Origin of the sequence: Caballeronia arationis, from assembly GCF_001544975.2 — a bacterium.
Lineage (GTDB): Bacteria > Pseudomonadota > Gammaproteobacteria > Burkholderiales > Burkholderiaceae > Caballeronia > Caballeronia arationis.
The window spans coordinates 1-12,452 of record NZ_FCOG02000159.1; the positions used below are offsets into that span (position 1 = coordinate 1).

A 12,452-nucleotide genomic window follows, 5' to 3' on the forward strand; every position below is an offset into this window, starting at 1 on the left:
CACACACTCTGTGATAACGTCATGATTGGCTCCGGTCGTCCACGGGTCTTCGGACCCATTGAGCTTCGAGCTCGTACATCGCTGGGCACGTCCCAGCCGGCTCGACCGGAGCCACCTTACACCGCCAGCGCTCCGCAGTCACCCGTACAACTCGTCGGTCTGAGGCGGAGCCTCGTTAGGATTGGCGGAGCACTTCGGAACACAGTCAGGCCGTGACGTCGACAAGCTGTCGTCAACGCCTTGGCGATCCGGTTGCACGGGGGCGCCGCTATTGCTCGGCGCGCTTGCTTATTTCGACTGTCAGGTGCTCACTGATTTCGAAGCTGGAGATCATCGCCTTGTATTGGGCCGGGTAGTGGATGGAGCGGTGCTCAATCCAGATGGCCGGCCGTTGCTCTATTCAGCAACAGGGAACCTGGATCAGAGCGCTGATCTTTATGCAAAGGAGTTTTGTCGACTCACGTAGCCTGCACGCTCGTAAAGGATAACCGGGGCATCGCCGGTAACTATTCAGAACGCAATCGAAATTTTCGACCAGCACGTGTGCCGTGCGTACGAAATAGATTCAACCAGAACGCCGGATTGTTCACTATCGATCGATCTCGAAGCGGAAACGCTTTATTTTAAAGCAGATAGGTGAGGTGGCTGCTCATTTGAAACGATGGTGGCCGTGCATGATAGTCTCAATTTTTTCGTTGTTGAGTCTGCGCAACTGCTGCCGGCAAATGCTCAGTCGTCCAACGAGAGCGCACCGGCGGGTTCTCCTATCGGACACCCGTTTCGCTCACGCCGGAATCGCGCGGACATCTCATACGCAGCCTTTCGGCTCCGCATGACACCGCCGAGCGGCCGGTGCGTGCTCACGCCATGCCATGGACTGAATGCCATACCCTCGTCGATCATGGCGACGCGTGTCGCATTCCATGTCGATTGCGGAGCAACGAGGATGCGCGCCACCGTGACGTAAGGGCTTTCGTCCTCCGGCCAGCGGACGGATGCATCTTCGATCGGCATCTTGTCGGTATCGGTCGCGAGTTGTGCGCGCACTTCCCATTCACCGCCGTTTGTCAAGAAGAAGTCGCTGACAGCGTCGCGCAAGCCATTGGGCTTGTCGTCGAGATCAATCGCGGAGTCGGTTAGCGCAGCCAATTCATGCGATACCGGCGCTACACTCAGCTTTGCGAAATACGGTCCATAAAGCAATGGCGCCGCCGTGTAAAAACTCTCTCCGAGAATATGCGTTTCCGCATGTCCGCCCAGACCCTTAAGCGTCGCGCTCTCGCCGCCGAGTTTTTCGATCACCGCTTCTGCGCCGCGCAGTATCGCTGACAACGCTTCTTTCGCACGCGGAGCCTTGTCGGTCGTCTTCGCGAGCAGCTTCAGATTGGATAGAAATGCCTTCGGCGTACTGGAAGTGAAGGCGGGCGCATTGATATCACGAAGTCCTGCGTGATGTCGCCTTCGCTGCCGGGCAGGCGCTCGCCGTCCACCCCGATCAGCTTGAGTGCCATCCCACGGGGCGTCGATACTTTGTCATCGAGGACGTCACCAGGATTCGTGGAAAAGCGCATGACGACCGGGATCGTTCTTTTCCGGTCAAACGCGCCTTGCGCGTATTCATCCGGCAAGCCTTCAGCGACAACCAATTCGCCGACGATTAGCCCATGGCTCTTCGCGTGCACACCGCGCACGGCGTGGCCGTAGTCTGCGTAGGTTCTCTCGGCGATGGTGCGCATCTGAGAAACCAGTTCGGCTATCGTTCGTGCTTCGTCTTCGGGAATTTTTTCGTACGCAGCGTCGAACAGGAGAGGACGAATGATTGAGGAAGACATGATTTCTCCGCGCTGAGGGATGGCTGCAATTTCAGCAACGGCCATGCCTTGGTTGCTGCGGCGCCGCACGTGTGCGGCGACATTTTCGATCGAGCCGATGTCTCATGCGGCAGTCTTCAGCTGAGCCGGTACTCATGCCTGTGGCGGCTGTCCGTTCGAAGCGCTTAGGCCGCCGTCCACTGGCAGATTGACTCCGGTCACGAAGCGCGCGTCCTCGCTTGCGAGGAATGCAATCACTGCCGCGATATCGTCGGGCTTCGCCGCTTGTCCGAGCGGAATACGCTCGCGAAACCTGGTCATCAGCTGCTCGTCGCCGAGCATGTCCTTCGTGAGATCGGTATCGGTCAGGCTCGGGCAAACCGCATTGACGCGCACGCCGTCGCGACCGTGATCCATGGCGAGCGCGCGCGTAAAGTTGGTCACCGCGCCTTTCGCCGCATTGTACAAGCTCATTCCCCAGTCGCCGCCGAGCCCGGAGACCGACGATACATTGACGATGGACCCCTGCGCATCGATGAGATGATGAATGGCCGCGCGAGTGCAGTAGAAGACGCCGTCGAGATCAATCGACATGATCGCGCGCCAGTCGTCGAGCGAGGCCTCGTCAATGCGCCCGGTCGGCGCGACGCCCGCGTTGTTGACGAGCACGTCGATGCGCCCGAAACGCGCGACGGTCGCGTTTATCAGTTGTTGCGCCTCTCGAATCTCGACGCATCGAAGGTATGCACCAGCGTGCGCGCGGGATCCAGTTCGCGCGCGACGCGGTCAAGCTTCTCGCGCGTGCGGCCGGCCAGCACAATCGATGCGCCCTCGGCCGCAAAGCGCCGCGCGGCGCCTTCGCCGATACCGGACCCCGCACCGTTGACGATGACCACTTTTGATTCCAAACGCGTGCTGGGAGGAGAGTTTTTCATAGATCGATAACGAAAAAAGGGTCTCGGCGGACGCTAACCGGTTTGCATATTTATTTCGCGGCAGCAGTCGGCGTGCCCGCGGTTCGGAACGAGAGCGGTCTCCGCAGCCGCGCCCGGCTGGGAGCCACACATGAAAAGGCACTTCAATGAGCTGATGCAGCGAGCCACTTAGTTTGCCGACCCCGCGAACGAGCGAATCTGGGCCTGACGATTGCTGATCAGGCTTGCCGCTGGCCGATCTCCGGCAACGTGCACGAAGAAACGATGAAGCGGTACGGGCTGACGAGCGAGGCCGTCGCGCGGGAGATGTCCGAAGGGGCGCTGGCTCAGGAAGCGTGCTGCGCCGACGTCGCCGTGTCGAATACGGGTGTCGCCGACTCACCTCCTGCCGGCGGGCCCGCGCCCGGTACGCAATGCTTCGCATGGTCATTCAAGCTGCGCGACGGCCGCATCGAGACTTTCAGCGAGACCAGGCGCTTCGAGGGCGAGCGTAACGATGTGCGCCGCGCCGCAGCGATGTATGCGTTGTCGCGCATCGAACACTACTTCGACGAACTCTCGGGACGGTAACCGACAGCGAAGGAGGCAAGCATGCGCGCGAGCAATAGCGAATGGCAGAAGTGGCAACAGCAAATCATCCGCGAACTCGGCGTGAGCAAGCAGTTTGACAGTGACGGACGCGCTATTTATGAATGTTCGCGCGAAACGATGCGACATCATTCGTCGTGAGGGGGCGAGCGTCGTTGCCCCATGACGCTCGCACGTAAGTGAGCACCTGCGCGATCTGTGCGTCGGTGAGGCGTCCGGCGAACGACGGCATCGGCTGGCGGTCCGGGCCGTGGATCGTTGCAGGACTGTTGCCGCCTTCGACGACGAGCCTGATCAATGACGTCGTGTCCTCGCCGATGACCGACGGGTTCCCCGCGAGCGCCGGAAACGCATTGGGCACGCCCTTCCCATCGCTTCGATGACACTGCGCGCAGAATCCCGCGTATACCGCCGCGCCCTGTTCGGGCGCAACGTCGGGCGCGCGTGTTTTCAGGCGTCCCGGTTGTGTGAGCGACGGATCGAAAACGCCGTCAGCGGCGCCGCTGGCGGCCAGCGTCTTCAGATAGACGGCGATCGAGCGCAGATCATCGTCGCTCAGATATTGCGTGCTGTCCTCGATCGTTTCGACCATGCTGCCGTATGCGACCATGCCCGCGCCGTGTCCGGTCTTGAGAAACGCAGCGATATCGTCTTGCGCGATACGGCCGAGGGCCGAGCCGGGATCCGCGCGCAAGTTCGGCGCGAACCAGTTATCGTTGACGCCGCCGGAGAGAAACTTCTTCGATGACTCGTCGTAGCCGCGTTCCTGATATCCGATGCCGCGCGGCGTGTGGCAGGAGCCGCAATGTCCGAGCGACTGCACGAGATACGCGCCGCGATCCCAGCTGGCGTCGCGGCTGGCGTTCGGCTCGAACTGTTGCTTCGGCGAAAATACTGCCCGCCAGATGCGCAATGCCCAACGTTGATTGAATGGAAACGGCACCTTCGTTTCCGGCGGGCGATACTTCACGGGCGGCACGCCGTGCATCATATAGGCATAGAGTGCGCGCGAGTCGTCGTCCCTGATTTTCACGTAAGCGGGATAGGGCATCGCGGGATACAAGCCTTTTCTATCGCGTCCGACGCCTTCGCGCAGTGCCTTCGCGAAATCCTCATAGTTATACATGCCGATGTCCGTCTCTCGATCCGGCGTGATGTTGCTGCTGACGATGGTCCCGAACGGCGACGTCATCTCGAGGCCGTCCGCATACGGTGCGCCATTCGAAGGCGCAGTGTGGCATCCCGCGCAGTCGGCCGCTTTCGCGAGGTATGCTCCGCGCGCGATCAGTTGCGGAGACGGCGATTCATCGTCGGCCATGACCGCGAAGGGCCATAGCAGCAGGCACAGAACGAGACGCGAGAGAGGGTTCATTGGTAGAGGTAGGCGGCGATATCGCGCGCGTCGATTTCGCTCACGTCGAGATCGGGCATCGAATTTCCAGGCGCGATGCGTTGCGGGAAACGAATCCATTGCTGCAGATTCTCGGGCGAATTCGACAGCTTCCCCGCGATGTAGGCGCGCTCGCCGATCCGCTGAAGCGTCGGCCCGACCGTGCCGTATGCGCCCGGCACGCCGTTGATGCGATGACATGCGCCGCAGCCATAGCGCTGTATTGCTTCAAGGCCATGTCGCGGATTGCCGCCGGTGATCGTGTCAGATGAAGGCGGCTCGCCGGTGCAGGCCGTCAGTGCGACGAGCGTCGAAAGCGCGAATTCGAGGGCGCGCACGAGATCAGCCTTCGCGCGGCATGCCGACGCCGACGCGCGACGGTGCACGACGCATCAGCCAGCGCGCACCGACCATCAGGCCGCCGACGAGATACGCGAGCCCGCCGGGCACCCACATCACGAGGCCGCCGAGTTGCTGATCCTGCAGCGGATCGAAGCCGAGTGCACGCGTCGTTTCGACGCACGACGGATACCAGACGCCCGGGGCGAGCGTCAGCAACGCGCCGAGCGCCCCGGTGTGGACCATCGTCGTGAAGAGCGACAGCATCGCGTGCGCATTGGCTGCACCGTGGGCCTCCGAAGCGCGGCCAAATACCATCCACCAGAACAGCATCGCGCTCGCGAGAAAGCTCGTATGTTGCAGCATGTGGATACCGGGGCGAGCGAGCGCCGCCTCGAAGAAGCGCGGCGCATGCCAGCACCAGAGCGCGGCGGCGTGCAGCGTCCACGCGACGATGGGGAAGGTAAGGAAACGCCATGGACGTTTGAACCAGCGCGAACGTGTCGCCGCGCCGATGCGCATGCGCGCGGCGGCGGGAAACGCCCAGAGCCAGATGGCAAGTGGGCGGCCGATGACGAGCAGCGGTGCGGCTACCAGCATGAAAAGCTCGTGCTGCAACATGTGGGCCGAAAATAGCCATTCGCTCAACGCATGCAGCGGCGACACCAGCGCGACGACGAGCGTAAGCCAGCCCGCGACGAATGCGACGAGCCGTGCCGTACGTCCTGCGCGGCCTTGCGCACCGCGCGCACGCAATCGCACGTAGCCCGCGACGTAGAGCGCGAGACTTACGGCGAGCGCGATGACGACCCACGGTTCGAACGTCCACGGGAGCGGCGATGCTTCCGGCGTGGCGACGTGTGTATGCGCATCGGCACAAGCGACGAGCGCGCAGAGCAGCGCGCATTTCAACAGGCGGACAGTAGCCATTGCGGTATCGATATGGCGATCACGGACAGACCCGACAACGCGCCGACTCCAGCTGCCACCGCTGCGATGAAGCCGGCGCGTGCGGGCCGCCCGGTTGCATCCCGCGTCGACGGCGTCGACGCACGGCGCGTCTCGCGCCAGCGCTGCCACGCGAGCAGCGTCGCAGCCGTGCAGACGACGAGGCTTGCGCCGCTCACACCGTCGAGCAGCGCGTGGCCGCCGAGCAGGCAGGCGGGGGTCACCAGCGCGTAGTTGACGCTGAGGCATCCCAGCACGATCGACGGTGCGCCGAGCAACGCGAGCCAGGTTTTCATGTTCGGATCAATATCGCGACACCCAGTAGATGACGGCGTAGATCGGCAGCCAGCTCAACACAACGAAATACCAGTAGATCGCGTTCTCGCTGACATCGACGAGCCGCTTGCCTTCGAATGGCCCGGTGAACAGCAGCACGGCGAGCAAGGCGGTATCGACGGTATCGGTGATAAGGTGCGTCGTGTGCAGACCGAGCAGCAGCCAGACGACCGAGCCGTACGCGTTCGCGTACCAGCTCACGTTCAGCGCCGCGAACTCGAATCCCCGAATGATGAGGAACGCGACCGATGCCACCAGACAAACGGAGAGCCACAGCGCGGCTTTCGCGCGGTCTCCGCGTTCCGCTGCGTTTTTTGCGAGCTGGTTCGGCCACAGGCTGACGAGCAGCACAACGGTGTTGAGCGTGCCCCAAAGAAGACGCGGTGGATCGGCAGCCATCGGCCAGGCGGGCGCTCGCGTGCGCAGATAGAAGACCATCATCACCGCGATGGCGAACACCGTGCCTTCGATCAGCATCAGCCCCATCGTGCTCCACCACATCACGCTGCGGTGACCGAAGGCGAAGCTCGGCAGCGCGCGCACATCGAGCACGAGATCGTGCGCGTCGCCGTCGTCAGGGCGGGTGCGGGGTACGCGCGCATCGGCGTTCATGGCCGGCGCTCCCGCGCGACGGCCAGCCGGTTCTCGGCGCGATCTGGCCAGAACCAGCCGATCATCGCCACGGCGACCGGCAGCGACGCCCAGACGATCGCCCACGGCGTAAAGATCGAGCCGATGAAAAGAATCGTGGTCGCGACGGCGCTCGCCAGCGGCCAGATGGAGGGCGTCGGGAACAGCGGGCGATGGTCCGGTTGCGCATCGAGCACGCTCGTCACGAGCACTTCCCGCGCATCGGCGGCGAGCCCCGCGACGAAGGCCGGCTGCGCGGACGGCTCCCATAGCGGATCGCGGCCATGCACGACCGGAATCGCATCGAAGTTATGCGGCGGAGGCGGGGACGGCACGCTCCATTCGAGCGTGCCCGCGCCCCATGGATCGGCGGCGGCGCGTTCGTCGCTGCGCAGACTCTTCACGACGTTGACAATGAAAAGTAGCACGCTCAGCGCGATCGCATAAGCGCCGATCGTCGCCGTAAGATTCATGCCGTCCCAGCCGAGTCCGTGCGGATAGGTCCACACGCGCCGAGGCATGCCTTCGAGACCGAGCAGGTGCATCGGAAAGAAGGTGACGTTGAAGGCGATGAAGAACAGCCAGAACTGCCATTTGCCGAGCCGCTCATCGAGCATGCGCCCCGCGAACTTCGGAAACCAGTAAAAAAACGCGCCGAAGAGCGGGAACACGGCGCCGCCGAGCAGCACGTAGTGCAGATGCGCGACGACGAAGTAGGTGTCGTGAACCTGCAGATCGAGTGGCACCGACGCCACCATGATGCCGGTCATGCCGCCCATCACGAGGATGAAAAAGAACGCGAGCACGAAGAGAAGCGGCACGCGCAGATTGAGCTTGCCGGTCCACAGCGTGCTGATCCAGCAGAAGATCTGAATCGCAGATGGAATCGCAATCATCAGGCTCGCGGCGGTGAAGAAGCTCTTGCCGAGTTCGGGAATGTTGGTCGCGAACATGTGATGCACCCACAGTCCGAACGACAGAAACGCGGTGGCGATGAGCGACAGCACCATCGCCGGATAGCCAAACACCGGACGGCGCGCAGGTCGGAATGATCGACGAAATGAAGCCGAGCGGCGGAATGAAGATCAGATACACCTCCGGATGGCCGAAGAACCAGAAGAGGTGTTGCCACAGCAATACGTCGCCGCCCTTGGCAGGGTTATAAAAATGCGTGCCGACGAGGCGGTCGAGAATCAGCGCGGTGCTGCACAGCATGATGGAGGGCATCGCGAAGATCACCATGAACTGCGTGACGAGTGTGGCCCACACGAAAAGCGGCATGCGGTTGAGCGACATGCCGGGCGCGCGCAGTTTGAAGATGGTCGTGGTGAGGACCACGGCTTCGAGCAGGCCGGAAAGCTCGGTGAAGGTGATCATTTGCGCCCAGATGTCCGCGCCCTTGTTGGGCGAATAATCGGGCAAGCGGCACATAGCTGAACCAGCCCGCATTCGGCGCGGTGTTCACCGCAAGCGATGCGAACAGCAACAGTCCGCCGAACAGGAACACCCAATACGCGTAAGCGTTCATGCGCGCAAACGCGATGCTGCGCGCGCCGATCATCAGTGGCACGAGGTAAACGGCGACCGCCTGCATCACCGGTACGGCGAAGAGGAACATCATAGTCGTGCCGTGCATCGTGAAGAGTTCGTTATAGAGATTCGGTCCTATGAGTCGCTGGTCGGGACGCGCAAGCTGCGTGCGCATCGCGAGCGCGAAGATGCCAGCGAGAAGGAAAAAGACGAACGTTGTCACGATGAAGCGGCGCGCAATTGTCTTGTGATTGACCGCGCACATCATGCCGATGAAGCCGGGCGGATCGCTCCATGTGGCGGCGAGCGCGTCGCGTACGGCGGGCGATGCATGCGGACCGTCGACGGGATAGCCGGCGTTGCGCTCGTCGCTCATTTGAGCGTCTCCATCCAGGTGAGCAGTGCCTGCAGATCGGCGGGCGGCAGGCGGGTCGGCGGCATGACCGTGCCGGGCTTGAGCGTGCGGGGATCGACGATCCAACCAGCAAGATTGCCGCGATTGTTCGCCAGCGTGCCGGCGGCAATAAATTGCCTACTGGCGACATGGGTGAGATCCGGGCCGATCGTGCCTTGCGCACCGGTGCCACGCACGGTGTGACAGCGCGCGCAGTCCTGACCCATGAAGACATCACGGCCGCGTGTAGCGATTTCGTCCGGTGGCGTGATGGCCGGCTGGCGCTGATGAGCGGCCCACTCCTCGCCCGGCACCCCTTTCACGACTTCAACGAAAGAATGTGGACGCCGGGCGGTTTCCCGCGCAATCTGCCCGCGCGCCAACGCAAGTGGCAGACGAAGAGCGGTAAGGCGGAGTTTTCCGTGCCGGAGACCCTCGGCGAAGATCCCGATATGCCCGAGCGCGAGCCGCAGTCATTGCGCCTCATGACGCTGCGCAGCGACAGCCAGTTCAACACGACGATCTATAGTCTTGACGACCGCTTTCGCGGCATCAGCGGCGATCGCATGGTGATCTTCATGTGCGAGGCCGACATGACACGCCACGGTCTCCAGAAGAACGACCGCATCACGTTGCGCACAATCGCCGACGATGGCTTCGAGCGACGCGTCGCAGGCCTGCGCATACAGCCCTACGACATACCGCAGGGATGCATCGCCGGATATTATCCGGAGTGCAATCCGCTGCTGCCGTTATGGCATTACGCCAAGGAAAGCAAGGTGCCGGGCGCGAAGTCGATTCCGGTGCTGATCGTCGAGGTGAACGGAAGGCCGCGCGAAGCGTGATGAGAATCACGTATGGCGTCCGACACGCCGCGCGTCGGCGGCCCGCAGACAATGCACGATAGCGAGAGCGCCAAGCGACATCACAGCAAGCGAAGCGAGCGGAAACGTGCCGACGGTGTTCGCCGCGGTCGCGGTCGGCCGATGCTGCGCGACGAGTTGCATGCGGCGCTTCGTCATGCGCATGCCGAGTTCGGACAGCTGTGACGCCAGCGCGCGCTCGGCGGTGGGAAGCAATACCGTTTCCTCGTCCGCGACGTGATGCATCACTTCGCGCATGAGCTGCATGAAGCGCGCATCGTAGGCAGCGTCTTGCGGCCCCATGGCGCGCAGCTTCGCTATCTCTTCCCTTATCGCATCGTGCTCGGGCTTGCTCTTCACGAGGCGCTCGTCACCGGCCATGACCTCGCTCATCGCGGGGTAAAAAATCTCTTCTTCCAGTTGCGCATGAATTTCGAGCGCCGTACAAGCAAGTTCGACGATGGCGCGTTTTCTCGACCACGGGCGTCTGCGGATGATAGCGATAAAAAACCGCCATCACGTGCGTGTGATCCATGCGAATCATCGACGTGATGCTTGGGAACGATGTTATGTCCACGGTCACTCCTTCGTGCTGGGCACGGTCGTGTGTTGTTCGGAACGGTATTCTGCGAGCCGCAGCCAACGGGAGTAGATCGGTAGGAGGTCACTAGCCTCCACGAAGGGTCATTTCGTACGTCGAGACTTCTTCTGGCATCGCACTCGTGGCATCTTCCGGCTGCCTTGTCGATAATCGAAGATACGCAGCTGCGAGTCGTCGCAATTCATCTTCGGAGGCATCCTCTATCCCGATAAGCTGATTACTCGCTGCGCGATGGGATGACAGCAACTCATTCAGTTTTAGATGAAGCGCGACGCTGTCCTTGTTCTGACTTTGCTGAATCAGGAAGACCATCAGGAACGTGACGATGGTGGTTCCGGTGTTGATAACAAGTTGCCAGCCGTCGGAGTAATGAAATATCGGCCCGGTCACAATCCACGCGACTACCGTGAGGACGGCCAGACAAAACGCCGCAGGTGAACCGGCCCATCTGGTGACCAAGCTGGCGAACTTGTCAAAGGCGCGGGTCAACGGGTGTTGGCTTGCATAGGCCGGACTTGATGTATCTGGAATGGTGTCGAGTTCATCCGTAGACGAATGCGACAGTTTGGGTTCACTCATTGTCGGCTCCAGATTGACTAGGCCAATGGGAAATGCAACTAGCGTGCCCGTTGGTCGGCCGTAAGGAATGAGCAACATTGCCTCGATTACGATGGCTTTGCCGAGCCGCTGTCTGCAGAACCCGTTTCTCGAGACCTTCGCCCTGATCCTGCAGGACGAACTCGACCGGCGTCAGTCGCGGCTCATCGAGCGGCGCTATCAGCAGTCCGGACTCGAGGAGAAGCTCACACTCGCCGAGTTCGACTGGTCGTTCAATCCGAAGATCCCGCGTCAGGCCTGCTTCCAGCTCAACGCGTTGAAGTTCATCGCCGCCGGCGAGAACGGATTGATCATCGGCAAACCTGGCACCGGGAAGTCGCACGTTGCCAAGGCCGTCGCGTATCAGGCGGTTCTGCAAGGCCACAAGGTACAGTATCTCGAAACCGACGACTTCTTTAACCGCTACGCGCTCAGCGCAACGAAGCAGCGACAGACGCGACTGCGCGCGATACTCGAGGCTGACCTGCTGGTGCTCGACGACCTGTTCCTGGCTCGCTCGATACGGGACGAGGCCGGCGCGCTATTACAGACACTGGTCCACCAGCGCTACAAACTGCGTCGAAGCATCATCGTCACCTCCAATCGCGTCGTACAGGATTGGGGGGCGTATCTGGGCGATAACACGATGAGCACCACGATCCTCGATCGCCTCATGCATCACTGCTGCCAGATCGAGTTCAACGGCCGAAGCTATCGCCTCAAGGAAGCCGCTGAGGCCCTTGCACAGAAAACGAAAGAGGAATAAAACTCGACCTCGTCCTGCTTCACCCGGTGGGGGATTTTACGCGACCAAAACTGGGGGAGTTTCAACTGACCGCCCGGGACGAGACTTCTTTGTCTGGCGAGAATGCCGACCACCCCGAATCCTGGGACGCGTCTTTGAGCTGCGGTTGCATGATTAATCACTCGAGCGCCGTCTTAACGGTCTTGTCGAGTGTCCCAGACACGAAGGATTGCAATAGCAGTGGGTTCGTCCGCGTAGGCCGGCAGGACCTCGTAGTGAAGTTTGTAGTGTCCAGCGAGGCACACCCACCGATGCACTTCGCGCGCCGGGGGTCCATCGTAGCCGTCCAGTTCTTCCCCGATACGACGAAAATGGTCCTGCCCCAAGCGCTCCGCCTCGTCGAGCAGCGCGTTTACGACCTTGCGCGCGGTGGCCGCGTCGTTGTATTTCTTCACATGCGCCGCGATCGCGCTCAAATCGGACATCGCTTTGCTGGTTGGGAGAACTTTGACGCTCACGCCTTCGGTACCGGCAACTCGTTGTCCGTGCCCAGGCTATTTGCCCACGCACGAGCTTGCTCAATCGAGATCAGGCGGCCCGCGGTGACGTCATCCAAACCTTCCTGAATCAGGCGTCGCTTGTCTGCCTCGCGCGCAAGATACTGGACAAGCGCCTTCTTGATGATCCACTGGCGGGGCCGCTCAAGAAGCTCCGACAACGCATCTACTTCCTGAGCAAGTTCGAC

The 12,452-nt window shown here is 61.7% G+C and carries 13 protein-coding genes and 5 pseudogenes; 4 read left to right on the top strand and 14 right to left on the bottom strand.

Translation table 11 applies throughout. The features are described from left to right. Positions 1 to 181 precede the first annotated feature (181 nt). Positions 182 to 466, top strand: coding sequence for a flavin reductase family protein (locus AWB81_RS36635; RefSeq protein ID WP_087135438.1), 285 nt, complete (start codon positions 182 to 184; stop codon positions 464 to 466). 263 nt (positions 467 to 729) lie between these two features. Here the strand turns inward: AWB81_RS36635 and AWB81_RS47460 are convergent, their stop codons facing one another. The 3 genes and pseudogenes from AWB81_RS47460 to budC form a co-directional block, all read right to left on the bottom strand. Further along, positions 730 to 1,332 (bottom strand): catalase family protein, encoded by a 603-nt coding sequence (locus AWB81_RS47460; protein ID WP_235026089.1) that lies wholly within the window; start codon positions 1,330 to 1,332, stop codon positions 730 to 732. Between the two features lie 47 nt (positions 1,333 to 1,379). Next, positions 1,380 to 1,877, bottom strand: coding sequence for a catalase family protein (locus AWB81_RS47465; RefSeq protein WP_235026090.1), 498 nt, complete (start codon positions 1,875 to 1,877; stop codon positions 1,380 to 1,382). Between the two features lie 87 nt (positions 1,878 to 1,964). After that, a pseudogene (budC, locus tag AWB81_RS36645) lies at positions 1,965 to 2,746 on the bottom strand (meso-2,3-butanediol dehydrogenase). A gap of 249 nt (positions 2,747 to 2,995) precedes the next feature. On the opposite strand from budC, the pseudogene AWB81_RS36650 reads away from it, so the two are divergent. After that, a pseudogene (locus AWB81_RS36650) lies at positions 2,996 to 3,316 on the top strand (CinA family protein); the annotation flags it as partial. 112 nt (positions 3,317 to 3,428) lie between these two features. Here the strand turns inward: AWB81_RS36650 and AWB81_RS36655 are convergent. From AWB81_RS36655 to AWB81_RS36685, 7 genes and pseudogenes are all read right to left on the bottom strand, one after another. Further along, positions 3,429 to 4,652: a cytochrome c gene (locus AWB81_RS36655; RefSeq protein ID WP_235026091.1), complete on the bottom strand. Its 1,224-nt coding sequence runs from the start codon at positions 4,650 to 4,652 to the stop codon at positions 3,429 to 3,431. Between the two features lie 50 nt (positions 4,653 to 4,702). Then, positions 4,703 to 5,062 carry a c-type cytochrome gene (locus AWB81_RS36660; protein WP_062642763.1) on the bottom strand — a complete coding sequence of 120 codons (360 nt, stop codon included), beginning with the start codon at positions 5,060 to 5,062 and terminating at the stop codon, positions 4,703 to 4,705. A gap of 4 nt (positions 5,063 to 5,066) precedes the next feature. Then, positions 5,067 to 5,993: a cytochrome c oxidase assembly protein gene (locus AWB81_RS36665; protein ID WP_062642749.1), complete on the bottom strand. Its 927-nt coding sequence runs from the start codon at positions 5,991 to 5,993 to the stop codon at positions 5,067 to 5,069. After that, on the bottom strand, positions 5,972 to 6,307 hold the full coding sequence (locus AWB81_RS36670) for a hypothetical protein (protein WP_062642751.1): 336 nt from the start codon (positions 6,305 to 6,307) through the stop codon (positions 5,972 to 5,974). The genes AWB81_RS36665 and AWB81_RS36670 overlap by 22 nt, the downstream gene beginning before the upstream one ends. A gap of 7 nt (positions 6,308 to 6,314) precedes the next feature. Next, positions 6,315 to 6,959, bottom strand: coding sequence for a cytochrome c oxidase subunit 3 (locus AWB81_RS36675; protein WP_087135440.1), 645 nt, complete (start codon positions 6,957 to 6,959; stop codon positions 6,315 to 6,317). Beyond that, positions 6,956 to 8,883: pseudogene (gene ctaD / locus AWB81_RS48585) on the bottom strand (cytochrome c oxidase subunit I). Before ctaD ends, AWB81_RS36675 begins: the two are co-directional and overlap by 4 nt. Further along, positions 8,880 to 9,128, bottom strand: a complete 249-nt coding sequence (locus AWB81_RS36685; RefSeq protein ID WP_235026093.1) for a c-type cytochrome — start codon at positions 9,126 to 9,128, stop codon at positions 8,880 to 8,882. The pseudogene ctaD and the gene AWB81_RS36685 overlap by 4 nt, the downstream one beginning before the upstream one ends. Before the next feature lie 24 nt (positions 9,129 to 9,152). On the opposite strand from AWB81_RS36685, the pseudogene AWB81_RS36690 reads away from it, so the two are divergent. Further along, a pseudogene (locus tag AWB81_RS36690) lies at positions 9,153 to 9,746 on the top strand (FdhF/YdeP family oxidoreductase); the annotation flags it as partial. 6 nt (positions 9,747 to 9,752) lie between these two features. Here the strand turns inward: AWB81_RS36690 and AWB81_RS36695 are convergent. Both AWB81_RS36695 and AWB81_RS36700 read right to left on the bottom strand, forming a co-directional pair. Next, positions 9,753 to 10,308 (bottom strand): annotated as a pseudogene (locus AWB81_RS36695) (hemerythrin domain-containing protein). Positions 10,309 to 10,431: 123 nt separating this feature from the next. Then, on the bottom strand, positions 10,432 to 10,944 hold the full coding sequence (locus AWB81_RS36700; RefSeq protein ID WP_062642755.1) for a low affinity iron permease family protein: 513 nt from the start codon (positions 10,942 to 10,944) through the stop codon (positions 10,432 to 10,434). A 67-nt stretch (positions 10,945 to 11,011) separates the two neighbouring features. Between AWB81_RS36700 and istB the strand changes: the two genes are divergently transcribed. Continuing rightward, positions 11,012 to 11,728, top strand: a complete 717-nt coding sequence (gene istB, locus AWB81_RS36705; RefSeq protein WP_062642757.1) for an IS21-like element helper ATPase IstB — start codon at positions 11,012 to 11,014, stop codon at positions 11,726 to 11,728. A gap of 173 nt (positions 11,729 to 11,901) precedes the next feature. Here istB and AWB81_RS36710 read toward each other — a convergent pair whose 3' ends face one another. Continuing rightward, on the bottom strand, positions 11,902 to 12,225 hold the full coding sequence (locus AWB81_RS36710; RefSeq protein ID WP_062642759.1) for a type II toxin-antitoxin system RelE/ParE family toxin: 324 nt from the start codon (positions 12,223 to 12,225) through the stop codon (positions 11,902 to 11,904). Then, positions 12,222 to 12,452 (bottom strand): CopG family ribbon-helix-helix protein (locus tag AWB81_RS36715; RefSeq protein ID WP_062642761.1); only part of this gene is annotated, 231 nt, incomplete at its 5' end. The genes AWB81_RS36715 and AWB81_RS36710, both read right to left, overlap by 4 nt.

Excerpts from the sequence above, each read along its gene's own strand:
- AWB81_RS47465 (WP_235026090.1), bottom strand. The coding sequence starts at position 1,877 with ATGGCCGTTGCTGAAATTGCAGCCATCCCTCAGCGCGGAGAAATCATG.
- AWB81_RS36655 (WP_235026091.1), bottom strand. The coding sequence starts at position 4,652 with ATGGCCGACGATGAATCGCCGTCTCCGCAACTGATCGCGCGCGGAGCA.
- AWB81_RS36665 (WP_062642749.1), bottom strand. The coding sequence starts at position 5,993 with ATGGCTACTGTCCGCCTGTTGAAATGCGCGCTGCTCTGCGCGCTCGTC.
- AWB81_RS36670 (WP_062642751.1), bottom strand. The coding sequence starts at position 6,307 with ATGAAAACCTGGCTCGCGTTGCTCGGCGCACCGTCGATCGTGCTGGGA.
- AWB81_RS36675 (WP_087135440.1), bottom strand. The coding sequence starts at position 6,959 with ATGAACGCCGATGCGCGCGTACCCCGCACCCGCCCTGACGACGGCGAC.
- AWB81_RS36685 (WP_235026093.1), bottom strand. The coding sequence starts at position 9,128 with ATGGGTCAGGACTGCGCGCGCTGTCACACCGTGCGTGGCACCGGTGCG.
- AWB81_RS36700 (WP_062642755.1), bottom strand. The coding sequence starts at position 10,944 with ATGAGTGAACCCAAACTGTCGCATTCGTCTACGGATGAACTCGACACC.
- istB (WP_062642757.1), top strand. The coding sequence starts at position 11,012 with ATGAGCAACATTGCCTCGATTACGATGGCTTTGCCGAGCCGCTGTCTG.